Raw genomic sequence first — 17,050 nt, forward strand, 5'->3', positions numbered from 1 at the left:
GATCAGCCCAGCACCCGTCCCAGCGCCCACACCACCGGCGCCGCCGCCGACAGCGGCAGGGCGACGCCCGCGGTGAAGTGGACGAAGCGGGAGGGGTAGTCGTAGCCGGCGACCCGGTGGCCGACCAGGGCGCAGGCACCGGCCAGGGCACCGAGCAGGGCACCCTGGGCACCGAGGCCGGTCATGCCGCCCACCGCGATGCCCGCGCCCGCCGCGGCGAGCAGCGCGACCACGACCGACGCCGGGGTCGGCAGCGGCAGCGCGCGGGGGTGTCCAGGAGCAGGTCAGGTCCGCCGAACTCATAGAGCAGCTGACGGCAGCGCCCGCACGGCACGAGCAGCGAGCCCGCGCCGTCCACACAGGTGAAGTGCGTCAGACGGCCGCCCCCTACACGACGCTCTTCCGATCTCCGGGGTCGGCAGCGGCAGCGCGCGGGCCAGCGCGGCGACCGCCACCGCGGCCGCGCCCACCGAGGTGGCGTGCGGGTCGGCGCCCAGGTAGCCGGTGGCCAGGATCGCCAGGGCCGCGGAGGCGACCGTCGCCATCAGGCCGTACATCCGCTCGTCCGCCGAGGCGTGCGAGCGGAGCTGGAGGACGAGGGAGAGCAGGACCCAGACGCCGAGGGTGCCCAGGATCGCGGCGGGCGCGTTGTCGCGGCCCGCGGCCAGTACCGCCGCGTCGGCCGCGAGTCCGCCCAGGAACGCCAGCGCGATGCCCTGCCGGGCCGGCCACATGCCGTTCAGCCGGAACCAGCCCGCCGCCGTCACGGCCTGGAGCAGCACCAGCGGGACGGCCAGGGCGTACGAGCCGAGGCCCGCCGCCGCGGCCAGCAGCAGGCCGAGCAGCGCGGTGAGCAGCGCCGGCTGCATCCCGGGCTCGATGATCGGCGAACGGCCCTCCAGGCGGGCCCGCTGCGCGTCGGTGATCCGGGAGTTTCCGGCGAGCGTCGCGGGGCCGTAGGAGGGTTCGTCACCGGACGGTTCCTCGGTGCCGGGGGCCCCGGCCGAGGGCGCGGCGGCCGAGGGCGCGGCCGACACGGCTCCCGCCATCGGCTGCGGCTGCGGCTGCGGCTGCGCCATCGGCTGGGGGCCGGGGTGTGCCATCTGCTGGTACTGGTACTGCGGCTGAGCCCCCGCCCCCGCGAACCCCTCGCCCTGCTGCGGATACCCCGTCACCGGCGGCAGGTACGCCGTCGCCTCCGCCGCCTGTACCGGTGCGTGGGTCTGGGTCTCCCAGGTCCGGCCCTGCCAGGTCTGGGTGGACTGCGGGTCGTAAGCCCCCTGGGCGCCCTGCCAGTCCCCCGGCGGCGCGGGCTGCTGCTGGTACGGGTCGTGGTCGTAGCCCTCGTAGGGGCCGCCCTGATACGGCTGGTCGGTCATCGACTCACCCTCCTGCGAACGGCGGGAGCACCTCGACCGTGCCGCCCTCGGCCAGCCGTACCGTCTCATGCGCGCGCGTGCCGACGGGGTCGCCGTCGATCAGATAGGAGCAGCGCTGGAGCACGCGGGTGAGTTCACCGGGGTGCCGGGCGCGCACGGCGGTGAGCGCGTCGGCGAGGGTGGCCGCGTCGTACGGCTCCTCGGCGACCCCGGCCGCGGCCTTGGCGGCGGCCCAGTAGCGCACCGTGACCTTGGGCATCTGGTTCCTCAATCGACGGCTGGTAAAAGTCAGTAAGTAACGGGAGCCAGGCTAGCCGGACCGGCGGGCGGCCCAGTCCCCGATGCGGTCCACCAGGCCGTCGGCCGCGGCGTGCTCGGCATGGCCCATGCCCGGCTCCAGCCACAGTTCGGCGTGGCCGCCGGAGGCGTCGGCGAGCATCCGCGGATGGTCGAGCGGGAAGTAGCCGTCGCGGTCGCCGTGCACGATCAGCAGCGGCGTGGGGGCGATCAGGGGGACCGCCTCGACGGGAGAGAGCGGTATGGGGTCCCAGTCGCGGTGGTGGATGCGGGTGCGCAGGCCGTAGCGGCCGACCAGGCGGCCCTCGGGGCGGGTGACCAGCCAGTGCAGCCGGCGCATGGGGGCGGTGCCCCGGTAGTACCAGCGGGCGGGCGAGCTGACCGCGACCACCGCGTCCACCGTGCCCGGGCGCAGGGCCGCGTGCCGCAGCACCACCGAGGCGCCCATGGAGAAGCCGACGGTCGCCACCCGCGCATGCCCGAAGCCGCGCGCCCACGCGAGGGCGGCGGCGAGGTCGAGGACCTCCTTGTCGCCGACCGTGGAGCGCCCGCCCGAGCGCCCGTGGCCCCGGAAGGAGAAGGTCACGACGGCGCCGTAACGCGCCAGCCCGGCCGCCACCCTTCGCACATGCGGGCGATCCACGTCCCCCGTGAAACCGTGCGCGATCACCAGCACCGGGGCGTCCGGGTCGTATACGGCCGCCCCCGGGTCGTATACGACCTCGACCGGGACGCCGTCCGTCGTGCGCAGGTATGTCCGGACAGAGCCTGGTCTGCCTGTCTCGGCATCCGGACGTACGGTGGAACGTGCCACATGTCCTGCCGGGCGATTGCTCATGTGGGCTATTCTGCTGGGCAGAGGACTCGGGCAGCGTTGCCACCGGGTCCTTTTGTGCTTTCGGAAGCGTTGTATACGGAGCGGGACTCCCCCGGCGTCCCCCGGTGTACGGGCCTTCGGGAACGCAGAGCAGTGCCCGTCCGCACAGTTCTCGCAGGGACCGAGGAGGAACCAGACGTATGAGTTCTCTGCTGCTCCTGACCAACGCCCTCCAGCCGTCGACGGAGGTCCTGCCGGCCCTCGGCCTGCTCCTGCACCATGTGCGGGTCGCGCCCGCCGAGGGCCCCGCCCTGGTCGACACGCCCGGCGCCGACGTCATCCTGATCGACGGCCGCCGCGACCTGCCGCAGGTGCGCAGCCTGTGCCAGCTGCTGCGCTCCACCGGTCCCGGCTGTCCCCTGCTGCTCGTGGTCACCGAGGGCGGTCTCGCCGCCGTCACCGCGGACTGGGGCGTGGACGACGTGCTCCTCGACACCGCGGGTCCCGCCGAGGTGGAGGCGCGGCTGCGGCTCGCCATGGGGCGCCAGCAGCTCACGCACGACGACTCACCGATGGAGATCCGCAACGGCGATCTCTCGGTGGACGAGGCGACGTACTCCGCCAAGCTCAAGGGCCGGGTCCTCGACCTGACCTTCAAGGAGTTCGAGCTGCTGAAGTACCTCGCCCAGCACCCGGGCCGGGTCTTCACCCGCGCCCAGCTGCTCCAGGAGGTCTGGGGCTACGACTACTTCGGCGGCACCCGGACCGTCGATGTGCACGTACGGCGGCTGCGGGCCAAGCTCGGCCCGGAGCACGAGTCGCTGATCGGCACCGTACGGAACGTCGGTTATCGATTCGTCACCCCGGAGAAGGGCGACCGGGGCAAGGAGGAGAGCCGGGCCGAGGCGAACCGGGCCAAGGCGGCCAAGGCGGACGAGACGGACGCGTCCGGCGCCCCGATCGAGGACGAGGTCCACGCGGACGTCTGATCCTCCACACCTTCCGACGATTTCCCGCGCACAGGGAGAGCGCCGAACACCCTGCCCGAACTGGGTCAATCCGCGTAGACTCCGCGCGTGGCCAAGGTGACTCGGGATGATGTGGCGCGGCTGGCGGGGACGTCCACCGCCGTCGTGAGCTATGTCATCAACAACGGACCCCGGCCGGTCGCCCCGGCCACGCGCGAGCGTGTCCTCGCCGCGATCAAGGAGCTGGGGTACCGCCCGGACCGGGTCGCCCAGGCGATGGCGTCCCGGCGCACCGACCTCATAGGGCTGATCATCCCGGACGCCCGCCAGCCCTTCTTCGGGGAGATGGCGCACGCCGTGGAACAGGCGGCCTCCGAGCGCGGCAAGATGGTGCTCGTCGGCAACACCGACTACATCGCCGAGCGCGAGGTCCACTATCTGCGGGCCTTCCTCGGGATGCGGGTCTCCGGTCTGATCCTGGTCAGCCACGCGCTCAACGACCAGGCCGCCGCCGAGATCGACGCCTGGGACGCCCGCGTGGTGCTGCTGCACGAGCGGCCCGAGGCCATCGACGACGTCGCCGTGGTGACGGACGACCTCGGCGGCGCCCAGCTCGCCGTGCGCCATCTGCTGGAGCACGGCCATCCCTATGTCGCCTGCATGGGCGGCACCGCGGACACCCCGGCCGTCGGCGACCCGGTCTCCGACCATGTCGAGGGCTGGAAGCGGGCCATGGCCGAGGCGGGCCTGAGCACCGAGGGCCGGCTGTTCGAGGCGCCGTACAACCGGTACGACGCCTATCGCGCGGCCCTGGAGATCCTGTCCGGGCCCCGTCGGCCCCCGGCGATGTTCTGCTCCACCGACGACCAGGCGATCGGCGTGCTGCGGGCCGCCCGCGAGCTGCGCCTGGACGTGCCAGGGGAGCTGGCCGTGGCGGGCTTCGACGACATCAAGGAGGCCGCGTTCGCCGATCCGCCGCTGACCACGGTCGCCTCCGACCGCTCGGCGATGGCGCGGGCCGCGGTCGACCTGGTGCTGGACGACGGGCTGCGGGTGGCCGGGTCCCGGCGCGAGCGGCTGAAGACGTTCCCCTCCCGCCTGGTGGTGCGCCCCTCCTGCGGCTGCGCGCACTGACAACGTCGTCGGCTCCTCAACGGCAGGTGAGAGCCGTCGCCGAGCGCCGAGCGGCGTCTTTATATCGGGCAAACAAGGTTCTGCCGGGCTTCTCAGCGAGCACTCAGGAAGCTCTCATGGTCGCCGGGGACGCTTCTTCCATGACCGAGAGCTTCCGCCGCAGCGGCGAGTACGACTACGACGCCCCGCAGGGTCCTTACAGTCAGAGTCACGGCTACTCCGCTCCCGTGAACCCGGAGTGGCCGCCCCCGCCGGCGTACGAGCCGACGGCCGCCTCGCCGCTGCCGCCCGCCGGGCCGGAGCCGGAGCCCCGGCGCAGGCGCGCCCCCGCCGGGCCGGAGCCGGAGCCCCGGCGCAGGCGCGCCCGGGGTTCGGTCGCCCTCCTCGCGGCGGTCGCGATCGTCGCGGCGGCGGTCGGCGGCGCCACCGCGTACGGCTTCCAGGAGCTGGCCGGCAAGAACGACGTGACCGCCACCGGGACCAGCACCGCCGTGGTGCCGGCCGGCAAGAAGGGCGATGTCGCCGCGATCGCGGCCGCGGTCAGTCCGAGCGTGGTGGAGATCAACGCCACCCTCGACAACGGCTCCTCCACCGGCTCCGGCGTGGTCATCTCGTCGAACGGCGAGATCGTCACCAACAACCACGTCATCGCGGGCGCCCAGTCGGTCAAGGTGCGCACCAGCGACGGGCACAGCTACACCGCCGACGTGGTGGGCACCGACAGCTCCAAGGACCTCGCGCTGATCAAGCTGCAGGGCGCCTCGGGGCTGCGGGCGGCGGCCCTCGGCAACTCCAGCGGGGTGCAGGTCGGCGACTCGGTCGTGGCGATCGGCTCGCCCGAGGGCCTGACCGGCACCGTCACCAGCGGCATCGTCTCGGCGCTCGACCGGGACGTCACCGTGCCCACGGACGAGAGCCAGGCGCAGGGCCAGGGCGGCGACGGAAGCTGGCCGTTCCAGTTCGGCGGCCGCAACTTCAACGGCGACACCGGCTCGTCCACCACGACGTACAAGGCGATCCAGACGGACGCCTCGCTCAATCCCGGCAACTCCGGCGGCGCGCTGATCGACGCGGCCGGCAACATCATCGGCATCAACTCCGCGATGTACTCGTCGAGCCAGCAGGCGTCCTCGTCCTCGGACGCGGGCAGCATCGGCCTCGGCTTCGCGATCCCCGTCAACACGGTCAAGTCCGACCTGGCCAAGCTGCGCTCGGGCGGGCGGAACTAGGGCCCCACCGGGGCCTCAGCAGGGCTCCATCAGGGCCTTTCAGCGTCACTCGGGGTGTCTGGAGGAACATCATGATCCAGCTGACTTTCCACCGGGAAGCGGGCCGCGGCCCGGCCGACCTCACCGTCGCCCTCGCGGTGGCGCGCCGACTGCACACGCCGGCCGCCCCCGAACCCCGCGCCGCGGAGATCGTCCCGGCGCACGTCCCCCAGCTGATGGGGCTGCGCCGCAGCGCCGCGGACCGGCATCACCGCCGGGGCCACAAGGTGCCGCTGCACCGGCTGACCGCGATGCGCAATCTCGCGGCCCTGACGGCCTGACCCTCGGCGTCCGTGCCTCCCGGCCCGGCACCATGGCAGGCTGGAGGCACGTCACCGAGACGCCCGAACGACCCGAGCGACCTGAACGACCCGAACGACCCGAACACGGACAACCCCCGCCCCACGACCCGTCTCCACAAGGAATCGCGAGCATGAGCCCCGCCGAAGGCGACCGTGACACCCAGCGCATCCTGATCGTCGACGACGAACCGGCCGTACGCGAGGCGCTCCAGCGCTCCCTCGCCTTCGAGGGGTACGGCACGGAGGTCGCCGTCGACGGCGCGGACGCGCTGGAGAAGGCCGCGGCGTACCAGCCGGACCTGATCGTCCTGGACATCCAGATGCCCCGGATGGACGGTCTGACGGCGGCCCGCCGTATCCGTGGCGGCGGGGACACCCTCCCGATCCTCATGCTCACCGCCCGCGACACGGTCGGCGACCGGGTGACCGGCCTGGACGCGGGCGCCGACGACTACCTCGTCAAGCCGTTCGAGCTGGACGAACTGTTCGCCCGGATCCGCGCCCTGCTGCGGCGCAGCTCCTACGCGGCCGCCGTCTCCCCGGCGGCCCAGGCGGACGAGGCCCTCACCTTCGGCGATCTGCGCATGGACCTCGCGACCCGGGAGGTCACCCGGGGCGGCCGGCAGGTCGAGCTGACCCGCACCGAGTTCACGCTCCTGGAGATGTTCATGGCGCACCCGCGCCAGGTCCTCACCCGGGAGCAGATCCTCAAGGCGGTCTGGGGCTTCGACTTCGAGCCGTCCTCCAACTCCCTGGACGTGTACGTGATGTACCTGCGCCGCAAGACCGAGGCGGGCGGGGAGCCCCGGCTGGTGCACACCGTGCGGGGCGTCGGCTATGTCCTGCGACAGGGCGGCGCCGAGTGAACAAGGTCGTACGGCGCTACCGCTCCCTCCCGATCCGGGCCAGGCTGGCCGTGCTGGTCGCGGCGGCGGTGGCGTTCGCGGTGGCGGCGGTCTCGGTGACCTGCTGGTTCATCGTGGAGCGGAAGCTGTACGAGCAGATCGACAAAGACCTGGAGAGATCGGCGCCGCGCCCGGCGGCGGAGGCGGTGTACAAGCTGCTCGCCTCCTGCCCGCCGAAGCCGGTCGACCCCTCGCCCTACGGGGGCCTGCGCACCCACGAGACCGTCTACTCGCAGCTGGTCAAGCCGGACGGCACGCCCTGTGTCCCCTCGGACTCCCCGGGCACGGTGAAGACCACGGGTGCCGACCGGGCCGTGATCCGGGACGGCGGCATCCGCAGCAGCGGCATCCTGCGCAACGGCACGGACACCCAGGGCAACGACGTCCGGGTGCTCACCATGCCGCTCGTGATCGACACCAACGTGGGTCCCCAGCTGTATCCGGGCGCGGCCATGATGATCGCGGTACCGCTGAAGAACACCCAGAAGACCCTCAACGACCTGGCGCTCATCCTGCTGCTGGTCTCCGGTGTCGGCGTCCTCGGCGCGGGCGCCGCGGGCCTCGCGGTGGCGCGGGCCGGGCTGCGGCCGGTGGACAAGCTCACGGAGGCCGTGGAGCACGTCTCGCGCACCGAGGACCTGACCATCCGGATCCCGGTGGCGGACGACAGCGAGGACGAGGTGGCCCGGCTGTCCCGGTCCTTCAACTCCATGACGGCCTCGCTGGCCGGCTCCCGGGAGCTCCAGCAGCGGCTGATCGCGGACGCCGGGCACGAGCTGCGCACCCCGCTGACCTCGCTGCGCACCAACATCGAACTGCTCACCCGCAGCGAGGAGACCGGCCGCCCGCTGCCGCCCGAGGACCGCAAGGCGCTGCTGAACTCGGTGAAGGCGCAGATGACGGAACTGGCCTCGTTGATCGGCGACTTGCAGGAGCTGTCGCGTTCGGAGGGGCAGCGCGGCGAGCGGGTGCAGGTGGTGCCGTTCCAGGACACCGTGGAGGCGGCGCTGCGCCGGGCCCGGCTGCGCGGTCCGGAGCTGACGATCACGGCGGACCTGGAGCCCTGGTTCGTGGTCGGGGAGCCGTCCGCGCTGGAGCGCGCGGTGGTCAACATCCTGGACAACGCGGTGAAGTTCAGCCCCGAGGGCGGCACCGTGGAGGTCCGGCTGGCCGACGGTGTCCTCACCGTCCGCGACCACGGCCCCGGCGTCCCCGAGGACGAACTCCCGCATGTCTTCGACCGCTTCTGGCGCTCCCCCGGCGCCCGCGCCCTCCCCGGCTCCGGCCTCGGCCTGTCCATCGTCGCCCGTACGATCCAACAGTCCGGCGGCGAGGTCACGTTGACCCCGGCCTCCGGTGGCGGCTCGGTGGCGACCGTACGCCTGCCCGGCGCCCCGGTCCCCCCGCCGGAACCGGCGGCGGCCGAGGTGGCAGGGTAAGCGGCAGCCGTATCCGGTCCGGCACGCCGAAGGGTCACCATGTCCCGAGTACCCACCTGCATACTCAGCGGCTTCCAGGCGCCCCGGATCCTGCACGGCCACGATCCCGATCGGTTCGTGCAGATCGGCTCCCTGACCAAGACGCTCACGGCGACCGTGCTGACCGCCCTGGCCGACGGCGGAGTCCTGACGCTCGACGATCCGCTGGAACGGTTCCTCCCGGCGCCCCGGGGCACGGGGATCACCCTGCGCCATCTCGCCGAGCACACCTCGGGCCTGCCCCGGCTGCCCGAGGGGATCCGCGGGCGCGACCCGTACGCCGGCTTCGACGACCGGGCCCTGGACTCGGTCGTACGACGCCTCGACACGCTGGCCACGGCGCCCGCGGGCGGCACCGAGGAGTACTCCAACCTCGGCTACGCCCTGCTCGGCGCCGCCCTGGTCGCGGCCACCCGCACCCCGTACGGGGAACTCCTGCGCCACCATGTCCTCGACCCCCTCGGCGTCACCGACGTCAGCGCCGACCCGCCCGCCGACGTACGGCTGTGCCGCCGGGGGCTGTTCGGGCGGCCGCGGCGCCCCTGGACCATGACCGGCGCGATCCTGCCCGCCGGCGGGCTGTGGGCGACCCCCCGGGCCACCGCCCGCCTCGTCACCGGTCTGCTCGTGGAGCGCAGGCTCGGCGCGCCCGCCCCGGCGTGGCAGAAGACGGGGCAGCTGCTGTGGCACAACGGCGCGACACGCGGCGCGTCCGTCTTCGCCGGTGTCGTACCGCGGGGCTGGATCCTCGTGCACCGCCTGTCCGGTGCGAGCGCCGCGACGGACAAGCTGGCCCTGGACACCCTGCGGGCCTTCGTCCGGACCGCGTGACGGACACCGCGACGACGTCCCGGTGCACCCGCGCCGGTCGAATCCGGCCGGTGTTCTCGGCGGTGTCCGGGGCCGCCCCGTACCCTCGTACGCATGAGCAGCGACGACACCGTACGGGCCTTCACCGCCCGCTCCATCGACACCCATTCCGCGCTCACCCCGGACCAGGCCGAGGCCGTGCTCACCCTGCTCGGCGAGGCCGCGCGGGCCGACGGGCAGCAGCCGGTGTCCGAGCAGGGCCGTCTGCAGCTGCGCGGAGGAGCCCGGGAGGGCGTCTCGCATCTGCTGCTGACCGTCGACGGCCAACTCGTCGGCTACGCCCAGCTGGAGGACACCGACCCGGTGGAGGCGCCGGCCGCCGAACTCGTCATCGGCCCCGAGTTCCGCGGGCACGGACACGGGCGGGCGCTCGGCGCGGCCCTGCTCGCCGCCTCCGGCAAGCGGCTGCGGGTGTGGGCGCACGGCGGACACCCGGCCGCCCGCCATCTCGCCCAGGCGCTCGGCCTCACCCTGTTCCGCGAACTGCGCCAGATGCGGCGGGAGTTGACCGGTCTCGAACTGGCGGACCCGCAGCTGCCCGAGGGGGTGCGCGTGCGCGCCTTCGAGCCCGGCAAGGACGACACCGCGTGGCTCGCGGTCAACGCGGGCGCGTTCGCCCACCACCCCGAGCAGGGCTCGCTGACCCAGCGCGACCTGGACGACCGCAAGGCCCAGCCGTGGTTCGACCCGGCCGGGTTCTTCCTCGCCGAGCGGCGCGGGGAGCTGATCGGCTTCCACTGGACCAAGGTGCACGCCGAGGAGGGCCTCGGCGAGGTCTATGTGCTCGGTGTCCGCCCCGGCGAGCAGGGCGGCGGCCTCGGCAAGGCGCTCACCACCATCGGCCTGCGCCACCTCGCCGCCCAGGGCCTGCCGACCGCGATGCTCTACGTCGACGCCGACAACAAGGCCGCGGTCTCGGTGTACGAGCGGCTGGGCTTCCGTACGTACGAGACGGACCTGATGTACCGGACGGAGACGTGACCTCCAGAGACGTGACATAAGGACCATCAAGGCCCTTAAGGGGCGGTCGCCTTGACGGCCGCCCCTTCTTTGCACCACCCTTTCACTACTCAATTAGTGAAAGGGTGGTGCCCTCGCGTGGTCGAATATCGCATCGACCGGCACAGCGGTGTCGCCACATACGTCCAGATCGTCCAGCAGACCAAGCAGGCCCTGCGCCTGGGGCTGCTGCGCCCCGGCGACCGGCTGCCGACGGCCCGCGAAGTCGTCGAGGCCACCGCCATCAACCCCAACACCGTCCTCAAGGCCTACCGCGAACTGGAGCGGGAGGGCCTGGTCGAGGCACGGCGCGGACTCGGCACCTTCGTGCGCCGGGCGCTGGGCGCCGCCCCCGCCGACTCCCCGCTCCGCACCGAGCTGGAGGACTGGGCCCGCCGCGCCGAAGCGGCCGGCCTGGAGCGGGACGACGTGGCCGCGCTCTTCACCGCCGTACTCGACAAGCACTTCCAGGGAGATCCGTCATGAGCAGCGACACGGCCCTGCGGGCCGACGCTCTGGGCAAACGATTCGGCCGCCGGGGCCGCTGGGCCCTGCGGGACTGCGCCTTCGAGCTGCCGACGGGGCGCGTGTGCGCCGTCGTGGGCCCCAACGGGGCGGGCAAGTCCACCCTCCTGACCCTCACCGCCGGACTGACGGGCCCCACCGAGGGCACCCTCACCGTCCTCGGCACCACCCCCGCGCAAGCTCGCCCCCGGGTCGGCTACGTCGCCCAGGACAAGCCGCTGTACCCGCAGCTCACCATCGCGGAGACGCTGCGCATGGGCGCCGACCTCAACCCGGGGCGCTGGGACGCGGAGCTGGCCGGGCACATCGTCAAGGAGCTGGACGCGTCCGCCCGGATCCGCACCCTCTCCGGCGGCCAGCGCACCCGCGTCGCGCTCGCCCTCGCCCTCGGCAAGCGGCCCGAGCTGCTGCTCCTGGACGAGCCGATGGCCGACCTGGACCCGCTGGCCCGGCACGAGCTGATGGGCACGCTGATGGGCCAGGCCGCGATGCACGGCACCACGATCGTGCTGTCCTCGCACGTCATCGCGGAGCTGGAGGACTCCTGTGACCATCTGCTGCTGGTCGCGGGCGGCCGGGTCCGGCTGGCCGGCGAGATCGACGAGCTGCTCGGCTCCCATCTGCGGGTCAGCGGCGCCGCGGGCGCCGACCTCGCCCCGCACACCGTGGTCGAGTCCCGCGTCACCGGCCGCCAGCTCACCGCGCTGATCCGCCCGGCCGGACCGCTCGCCGACGACTGGCGCACCACCGCGCCCTCCCTGGAAGAGCTGGTCCTCGCCCATCTGCGCGACGCCGGCGCACCGAACCCCACCGAGGAGCGTGCCGCGTGAGCGCCCTGACCCTGACCGCCGCGCCCGTCGACCGGCCCCGGCAGACCCGCTGGCTGCTGCGCCTGCACCGGCCCGCGCTGTACACCTGGGCCGTGCTCTGGATCGCCCTGATCGCCCTGCTGCTCGCCCTCGACGGCCCGGTCCTGACCGCCGCGGCGGACGCCTGGCGGCAGTACCGGAGCTGCACCATGAGCGAGCGGTGCAGCTACGACCAGAACGCGATCCTGCGCTACAAGGACTACTACAACTACGCCACCATCGCCCTGAACGTACTGCCCTTCGTGCTGGCCGCCTGGGCGGGCGCCGCGCTGACCGGCCGGGAGCTGGAGTCCGGCACCGCCCGGCTCGCCTGGACCCAGGCCACCTCCCCGGCCCGCTGGCTGGCCGTGCGCCTCGCCGTCCCGGCGCTCGGCGTCACCGTCAGCACCGCACTGCTGGCCTTTCTGCACCACCGCGCCTGGACCGCGAGCCAGGGCCGGATCGACACCGCCAAGGACTGGTACGACCCGGCCACCTTCCACGCGGGCGGGCCCACCCTCGTGGCCATGGCCCTCCTCGGACTCGCGGCCGGCGCCCTGGCCGGACTGCTGCTGCGCCGGACCCTGCCCGCGCTGGCGGTCGGCCTGGTGACGGCGGGCGTCGTGCGCTGGCTGACCGAGCTGGCGATACCGCACCTGTGGCCCCCGGTGACCCGGCTGAGCACCGTCGACCAGGGCTTCCTCGGCAAGGGCATGGTCGTCGACCAGGGCATGGTGACCGCCTCCGGCGCCCATGTGCCGCCCCCGACGTGCGACTCCGTCCGGTCCTGCGCGACGGCGTTCGACCGCTTCACCGGCCGCTACAACACCTACCAGCCCCACTCCCACCTCTGGGGCCTCCAGCTCACCACCACCGCGCTGACCCTGGCCGTCGCCGCGCTGCTGGTCACCGGCTGCTTCCTGGTCCTGCGCCGGCAGACCGGGACGCTGCGCGCCGCGCGGGCCTGAGCCCCCCGGCAAGGGCCGTCCGGCCTTTCTCCGCCCGGGTGGGGGGGGGTTTTTTTTTTTTTTTTTTTCTCCCCCCCCCCCCCCCCCCCCCCCCCCCCCCCCCCCCCCTTTCCCCCCCCCCCCCCCCCCCCCCCCCCCCCCCCACCCGGGCTTTCGCACCGTACAAACACCCCGGCTTTCGTACCTGTACGACCTTGTACAACCGCGTCCGGGCCGCCGCGGAATCCGTCGCTTTCGCGTCCCGGACCCCCGGGAGCCGCCCCGCGCTATCCCGCACGTCATGTCTCCGTAACCATCGGTTCAGGCGGACTTGCGACGCTCGGCCAATGAAACCCGTCGTGCCAGAACCTTCGCCGCCCCCCGAGGGGCCCGCGGGGAACGGGACCGTGACGCTCCCGCCCGCACGTTCCGACGCGCCTGTCGCACCGGTCGCGCGGAAGAATGGGTTCATGAGCCAGCAAGACACCCAGGCAGAGGCACAGCACCCGCAGCCCCCCGTGGGCTCCATCGCGGCGCACCGGCCGCACACCGTGACCGCCGCCGTCTCCGACCTGGAACCCGACATCGACGCGGATCTCGACGCGTACGAGGAGTCCCAGGCCGACGGCAGCCCGCTGCCCCAGGGCCGCTTCCTCGACCGGGAGCGCAGCTGGCTCGCCTTCAACGAACGCGTCCTGGAACTGGCCGAGGACCCGAACACCCCCCTGCTGGAGCGGGCCAACTTCCTCGCGATCTTCGCCAGCAACCTGGACGAGTTCTTCATGGTCCGGGTCGCCGGACTCAAGCGCCGCATCGCCACCGGCGTGGCCACCCGGTCGGCCTCCGGGCTCCAGCCGCGCGAGGTGCTGGAGATGATCTGGGCCCGCTCGCGCGAGCTGATGGCCCGGCACGCCGCCTGCTACCACGAGGACGTCGCCCCCGCGCTCGCGGAGGAGGGCATCCACCTGGTGCGCTGGAGCGAACTGGCGGACAAGGAGCAGGCCCGCCTGTTCACGCTGTTCCGGCACCAGATCTTCCCGGTCCTCACCCCGCTCGCCGTCGACCCCGCGCACCCCTTCCCGTACATCTCCGGCCTGTCCCTGAACCTGGCCGTCGTCGTGCGCAACCCGGTCAGCGGCCACAAGCACTTCGCGCGGGTGAAGGTGCCGCCGCTGCTCTCCCGCTTCCTGGAGTCCAGCCCCGGCCGGTACGTCCCCGTCGAGGACGTCATCGCGGCCCACCTCGAAGAGCTGTTCCCGGGCATGGAGGTGCTGGAGCACCACGCCTTCCGGCTCACCCGCAACGAGGACCTGGAGGTCGAGGAGGACGACGCCGAGAACCTGCTCCAGGCCCTGGAGAAGGAACTCATGCGGCGCCGCTTCGGGCCGCCGGTGCGCCTGGAGGTCGAGGAGTCCATCGACCGCGAGGTGCTCGACCTGCTGGTGCGCGAGCTGAAGATCTCCGAGGCCGAGGTCTACCCGCTGCCCGGCCCGCTCGACCTCACCGGTCTGTTCCGCATCCACGGCCTGGACCGGCCCGAGCTGAAGTACCGCAAGTTCATCGCGGGCACCCACCGCGACCTCGCCGAGGTCGAGTCGGCCTCCGCGCCCGACATCTTCGCGGCGCTGCGCCAGCGGGACGTGCTGCTGCACCACCCGTACGACAGCTTCTCCACCTCCGTGCAGGCCTTCCTCCAGCAGGCCGCCGAGGACCCGGACGTCCTCGCGATCAAGCAGACCCTGTACCGCACCTCCGGCGACTCCCCGATCGTGGACGCGCTCATAGACGCCGCCGAGTCCGGCAAGCAGGTCCTGGTGCTGGTGGAGATCAAGGCCCGCTTCGACGAGCACGCCAACATCAAGTGGGCGAAGAAGCTGGAGGAGGCCGGCTGCCACGTCGTCTACGGGCTGGTCGGCCTGAAGACCCACTGCAAGCTGTCGCTGGTGGTCCGCCAGGAGGGCGAGACCCTGCGCCGCTACAGCCACGTCGGCACCGGCAACTACCACCCGAAGACCGCCCGGCTGTACGAGGACCTCGGCCTGCTCACCGCCGACCCGCAGGTCGGCGCGGACCTCTCCGACCTGTTCAACCGGCTGTCCGGCTACTCCCGCCGGGAGACCTACCGCCGGCTGCTGGTCGCCCCCAAGTCCCTGCGGGACGGCCTGATATCGCGGATCACCAAGGAGATCCAGCACCATCGCGCGGGCCGCCCGGCGTTCATCCGCATCAAGGTCAACTCGATGGTCGACGAGGCCGTCATCGACGCTCTCTACCGGGCCGCCCAGGCGGGCGTGCCGGTGGACGTCTGGGTCCGCGGCATCTGCGCGATCCGGCCCGGCGTCCCCGGGCTCTCGGAGAACATCCGGGTCCGCTCGATCCTCGGCCGCTTCCTGGAGCACTCCCGGGTGTTCGCCTTCGGCAACGGCGGCGAGCCCGAGGTGTGGATCGGCAGCGCCGACATGATGCACCGCAACCTCGACCGGCGGATCGAGGCCCTGGTGCGGGTCGTCGACCCCGGCCACCGCGCGGCCATCAACCGGCTGCTGGACACCGGCATGTCCGACACCACCGCGTCCTGGCACCTCGGCCCGGACGGCGAGTGGACCCGGCACGCGCTGGACGCGGACGGCCAACCCCTGCGCAACATCCAGGAGATGCTCATAGACGCCCGGAGGCGCCGGCGTGGCACAGCAACACCTTGACCCGACGGACCCCACGGCCGAGGTGGTGACGGGGGACGCCCTCGCGGGCTATCTGCGCACCCACGCCACGGAGTTCCTGCGCGCCCTGCGCCTGCACCGGGAGACCGGGGGCGCCACGGGCTCCGGCGAGGAATCCGTCGACGCGGCCCGCGCCCTGCGCCGCTCGGCCCGGCGCATCAGCGGCAGCCTGCACACCTACCGCCCGCTGCTCGACCCCGCCTGGTCGGAGTCGATGCGGCCCGAACTGGCCTGGCTCTCGGGCACCTTGGCCCTGGAGCACGCGTACGAGGCCCGGCTGGAGCGGCTGCTCCAGGCGCTGCACCGGCTGTCGGGGGCGGCGGCCTTCCCCGAGCAGGTGACGGTGTCCGGCGGCCCCGCGACCGCCCCGCCGGAGCGCGGCAATCTGACGGTGGGCGCGGCGAAGGCGGGCGCCCTGCTCGACCGCCAGCTCACCCTCGCCCGGACCCGTGCCCACTCCACCGCCCTCCAGGCGCTCGGCTCCAGCCGCTTCCACGCCGTCGCCGACAAGGTCGCCGTGCTCGCCAGCGAGGTGCCCCTCACCCCCGCCGCCCCCACCACCGACCTGCGCCCGCTGGCCGGCGCCGCCCGGGAGCGGCTCACCGACGCCGTCACCGCGCTGCCGCTGCTCACCGCGGGCCACCCGTACAACGCGGAGGCCCTGGTCCACGGCCTGTCCCCGGACCCGTCCCCGCACCCCCAGGACGGCCCCTGGCACCAGGTACGGCTGCTGCTGCGCCTGCACCGCTACGCGCGCGAGGTGCTGGACCCCGGGACCCCCGTGGACGTACGGCTGCTGACGGCGGGCCAGGCCCTGAACCGGCACCGCGACGCCTCCGAGGCGGCCGCCGCCGCTGCCCAGGCGGCCCGCACCCCCCGGATCGCCCCCGCCACGGCCTACGCCCTCGGCGTCCTGCACGCGGACCAGCGCCATGAGGTGGAGGCGGCCCGGTTCGCCTTCCAGCGCGCGTGGCAGCGGGAGGCGGTGGAGACGGTATGACCGGGACCCCCGTACGGGCCGCGGGCTGCGTCCTGTGGCGCCGCTCGCCCGCCGGTGTCGAACTGGCCCTGGTCTGGCGCCCCAAGTGGTCCGACTGGTCCTGGCCCAAGGGGAAGCTGAAGCGGGGCGAGAGCGCCGAGGCGGCCGCGCTGCGCGAGGTCGAGGAGGAGACGGGCCACACCTGCCGGCTCGGCACCCCCCTGCCGACCGCCCGCTACCTCGACCACGCGGGCCGCCCCAAGGAGGTCACGTACTGGGCGGCCGAGTCGACGGGCGGCTCCTTCACCCCCAACGACGAGGTCACCACCCTCCTCTGGCTCCCGCCGCCCGAGGCCCGGGACCGCCTGACGTACCCCCACGACCGGGACCTGATCCCACCGGCGCTGGAGGCGATCGCGAGGGTTCCGCGCTAGCAGCCGCTCTCGTGCCGGGTCGCGTCCGTTCTCGCCTGGCTGCGCGCCCTGCGGGCCGGGCCGCGCCAGCCGCAGGTGCAGCGGGCCACGCAGAAGCGGCCCTGTTCGGTCGTCGTCGTCAGATGGTCCGGGTCCCGCGTGTCCTGCTCCGCCACGCCGTCCACCGTACCGAGAAGCCAA

At 73.3% G+C, this 17,050-nt stretch carries 18 protein-coding genes and 1 pseudogene; 14 read left to right on the forward strand and 5 right to left on the reverse strand.

The features are described from left to right. Window positions 1-2: 2 nt before the first annotated feature. The 4 genes and pseudogenes from ACLF5H_RS12530 to ACLF5H_RS12545 all read right to left on the reverse strand — a co-directional run. Window positions 3-266, reverse strand: a pseudogene (locus ACLF5H_RS12530) (hypothetical protein); the annotation flags it as partial. A gap of 33 nt (window positions 267-299) precedes the next feature. Further along, a complete protein-coding gene (locus ACLF5H_RS12535) occupies window positions 300-1,379 on the reverse strand; it encodes a hypothetical protein (RefSeq protein ID WP_421676125.1) in 1,080 nt (359 codons plus the stop codon). A gap of 4 nt (window positions 1,380-1,383) precedes the next feature. Continuing rightward, window positions 1,384-1,638 (reverse strand): MoaD/ThiS family protein, encoded by a 255-nt coding sequence (locus ACLF5H_RS12540; RefSeq protein ID WP_037653452.1) that lies wholly within the window; start codon window positions 1,636-1,638, stop codon window positions 1,384-1,386. 51 nt (window positions 1,639-1,689) lie between these two features. Continuing rightward, on the reverse strand, window positions 1,690-2,514 hold the full coding sequence (locus ACLF5H_RS12545; protein WP_421676126.1) for an alpha/beta hydrolase family protein: 825 nt from the start codon (window positions 2,512-2,514) through the stop codon (window positions 1,690-1,692). A 179-nt stretch (window positions 2,515-2,693) separates the two neighbouring features. Here ACLF5H_RS12545 and ACLF5H_RS12550 point away from each other — a divergent pair, with 179 nt between their 5' ends. The 14 genes from ACLF5H_RS12550 (at window position 2,694) to ACLF5H_RS12615 (ending at window position 16,870) form a co-directional block, all read left to right on the forward strand. Next, a complete protein-coding gene (locus tag ACLF5H_RS12550; protein ID WP_421676127.1) occupies window positions 2,694-3,482 on the forward strand; it encodes a response regulator transcription factor in 789 nt (262 codons plus the stop codon). An 87-nt stretch (window positions 3,483-3,569) separates the two neighbouring features. Next, window positions 3,570-4,595 carry a LacI family DNA-binding transcriptional regulator gene (locus ACLF5H_RS12555; protein WP_421676128.1) on the forward strand — a complete coding sequence of 342 codons (1,026 nt, stop codon included), beginning with the start codon at window positions 3,570-3,572 and terminating at the stop codon, window positions 4,593-4,595. Window positions 4,596-4,735: 140 nt separating this feature from the next. Next, the gene (locus tag ACLF5H_RS12560; protein WP_421676129.1) at window positions 4,736-5,824 is read left to right on the forward strand and encodes a S1C family serine protease; all 1,089 of its coding nucleotides are present in this window, start codon (window positions 4,736-4,738) and stop codon (window positions 5,822-5,824) included. A 71-nt stretch (window positions 5,825-5,895) separates the two neighbouring features. Next, complete coding sequence (locus tag ACLF5H_RS12565; protein WP_421676130.1) at window positions 5,896-6,144, forward strand: hypothetical protein; 249 nt, start codon at window positions 5,896-5,898, stop codon at window positions 6,142-6,144. A gap of 152 nt (window positions 6,145-6,296) precedes the next feature. Continuing rightward, window positions 6,297-7,031 carry a response regulator transcription factor gene (locus ACLF5H_RS12570; protein ID WP_421676131.1) on the forward strand — a complete coding sequence of 245 codons (735 nt, stop codon included), beginning with the start codon at window positions 6,297-6,299 and terminating at the stop codon, window positions 7,029-7,031. Further along, the gene (locus ACLF5H_RS12575) at window positions 7,028-8,509 is read left to right on the forward strand and encodes a sensor histidine kinase (RefSeq protein ID WP_421676132.1); all 1,482 of its coding nucleotides are present in this window, start codon (window positions 7,028-7,030) and stop codon (window positions 8,507-8,509) included. Before ACLF5H_RS12570 ends, ACLF5H_RS12575 begins: the two co-directional genes overlap by 4 nt. A 39-nt stretch (window positions 8,510-8,548) precedes the next feature. Further along, entirely contained in the window at window positions 8,549-9,379 is an 831-nt protein-coding gene (locus ACLF5H_RS12580) for a serine hydrolase domain-containing protein (protein WP_421676133.1), read from the forward strand. 93 nt (window positions 9,380-9,472) lie between these two features. Then, window positions 9,473-10,399, forward strand: a complete 927-nt coding sequence (gene mshD, locus ACLF5H_RS12585) for a mycothiol synthase (protein WP_421676134.1) — start codon at window positions 9,473-9,475, stop codon at window positions 10,397-10,399. 117 nt (window positions 10,400-10,516) lie between these two features. Continuing rightward, window positions 10,517-10,903: a GntR family transcriptional regulator gene (locus ACLF5H_RS12590; protein WP_421676135.1), complete on the forward strand. Its 387-nt coding sequence runs from the start codon at window positions 10,517-10,519 to the stop codon at window positions 10,901-10,903. Continuing rightward, window positions 10,900-11,772 carry an ABC transporter ATP-binding protein gene (locus ACLF5H_RS12595; protein ID WP_421676136.1) on the forward strand — a complete coding sequence of 291 codons (873 nt, stop codon included), beginning with the start codon at window positions 10,900-10,902 and terminating at the stop codon, window positions 11,770-11,772. The genes ACLF5H_RS12590 and ACLF5H_RS12595 overlap by 4 nt, the downstream gene beginning before the upstream one ends. After that, window positions 11,769-12,758 (forward strand): ABC transporter permease, encoded by a 990-nt coding sequence (locus ACLF5H_RS12600; protein WP_421676137.1) that lies wholly within the window; start codon window positions 11,769-11,771, stop codon window positions 12,756-12,758. Before ACLF5H_RS12595 ends, ACLF5H_RS12600 begins: the two co-directional genes overlap by 4 nt. Window positions 12,759-13,084: 326 nt before the next feature. Continuing rightward, a complete protein-coding gene (locus tag ACLF5H_RS12605; protein WP_421676138.1) occupies window positions 13,085-15,439 on the forward strand; it encodes an RNA degradosome polyphosphate kinase in 2,355 nt (784 codons plus the stop codon). After that, window positions 15,420-16,457, forward strand: a complete 1,038-nt coding sequence (locus ACLF5H_RS12610; protein WP_421676139.1) for a CHAD domain-containing protein — start codon at window positions 15,420-15,422, stop codon at window positions 16,455-16,457. The genes ACLF5H_RS12605 and ACLF5H_RS12610 overlap by 20 nt, the downstream gene beginning before the upstream one ends. Next, window positions 16,454-16,870 (forward strand): NUDIX hydrolase, encoded by a 417-nt coding sequence (locus tag ACLF5H_RS12615; RefSeq protein WP_421676140.1) that lies wholly within the window; start codon window positions 16,454-16,456, stop codon window positions 16,868-16,870. Before ACLF5H_RS12610 ends, ACLF5H_RS12615 begins: the two co-directional genes overlap by 4 nt. Here ACLF5H_RS12615 and ACLF5H_RS12620 read toward each other — a convergent pair. After that, window positions 16,867-17,025 carry a hypothetical protein gene (locus ACLF5H_RS12620; RefSeq protein WP_421676141.1) on the reverse strand — a complete coding sequence of 53 codons (159 nt, stop codon included), beginning with the start codon at window positions 17,023-17,025 and terminating at the stop codon, window positions 16,867-16,869. The genes ACLF5H_RS12615 and ACLF5H_RS12620 overlap by 4 nt on opposite strands. Window positions 17,026-17,050 lie beyond the last annotated feature (25 nt).

Source organism: Streptomyces sp. LaBMicrA B280, assembly GCF_049222185.1.
In the GTDB taxonomy this organism is placed as follows: domain Bacteria; phylum Actinomycetota; class Actinomycetes; order Streptomycetales; family Streptomycetaceae; genus Streptomyces; species Streptomyces murinus.

Excerpts from the sequence above, each read along its gene's own strand:
- ACLF5H_RS12535 (WP_421676125.1), bottom strand. The coding sequence starts at position 1,379 with ATGACCGACCAGCCGTATCAGGGCGGCCCCTACGAGGGCTACGACCAC.
- ACLF5H_RS12540 (WP_037653452.1), bottom strand. The coding sequence starts at position 1,638 with ATGCCCAAGGTCACGGTGCGCTACTGGGCCGCCGCCAAGGCCGCGGCC.
- ACLF5H_RS12545 (WP_421676126.1), bottom strand. The coding sequence starts at position 2,514 with ATGAGCAATCGCCCGGCAGGACATGTGGCACGTTCCACCGTACGTCCG.
- ACLF5H_RS12550 (WP_421676127.1), top strand. The coding sequence starts at position 2,694 with ATGAGTTCTCTGCTGCTCCTGACCAACGCCCTCCAGCCGTCGACGGAG.
- ACLF5H_RS12560 (WP_421676129.1), top strand. The coding sequence starts at position 4,736 with ATGACCGAGAGCTTCCGCCGCAGCGGCGAGTACGACTACGACGCCCCG.
- ACLF5H_RS12565 (WP_421676130.1), top strand. The coding sequence starts at position 5,896 with ATGATCCAGCTGACTTTCCACCGGGAAGCGGGCCGCGGCCCGGCCGAC.
- ACLF5H_RS12570 (WP_421676131.1), top strand. The coding sequence starts at position 6,297 with ATGAGCCCCGCCGAAGGCGACCGTGACACCCAGCGCATCCTGATCGTC.
- ACLF5H_RS12580 (WP_421676133.1), top strand. The coding sequence starts at position 8,549 with ATGTCCCGAGTACCCACCTGCATACTCAGCGGCTTCCAGGCGCCCCGG.
- mshD (WP_421676134.1), top strand. The coding sequence starts at position 9,473 with ATGAGCAGCGACGACACCGTACGGGCCTTCACCGCCCGCTCCATCGAC.
- ACLF5H_RS12595 (WP_421676136.1), top strand. The coding sequence starts at position 10,900 with ATGAGCAGCGACACGGCCCTGCGGGCCGACGCTCTGGGCAAACGATTC.
- ACLF5H_RS12605 (WP_421676138.1), top strand. The coding sequence starts at position 13,085 with ATGAAACCCGTCGTGCCAGAACCTTCGCCGCCCCCCGAGGGGCCCGCG.
- ACLF5H_RS12615 (WP_421676140.1), top strand. The coding sequence starts at position 16,454 with ATGACCGGGACCCCCGTACGGGCCGCGGGCTGCGTCCTGTGGCGCCGC.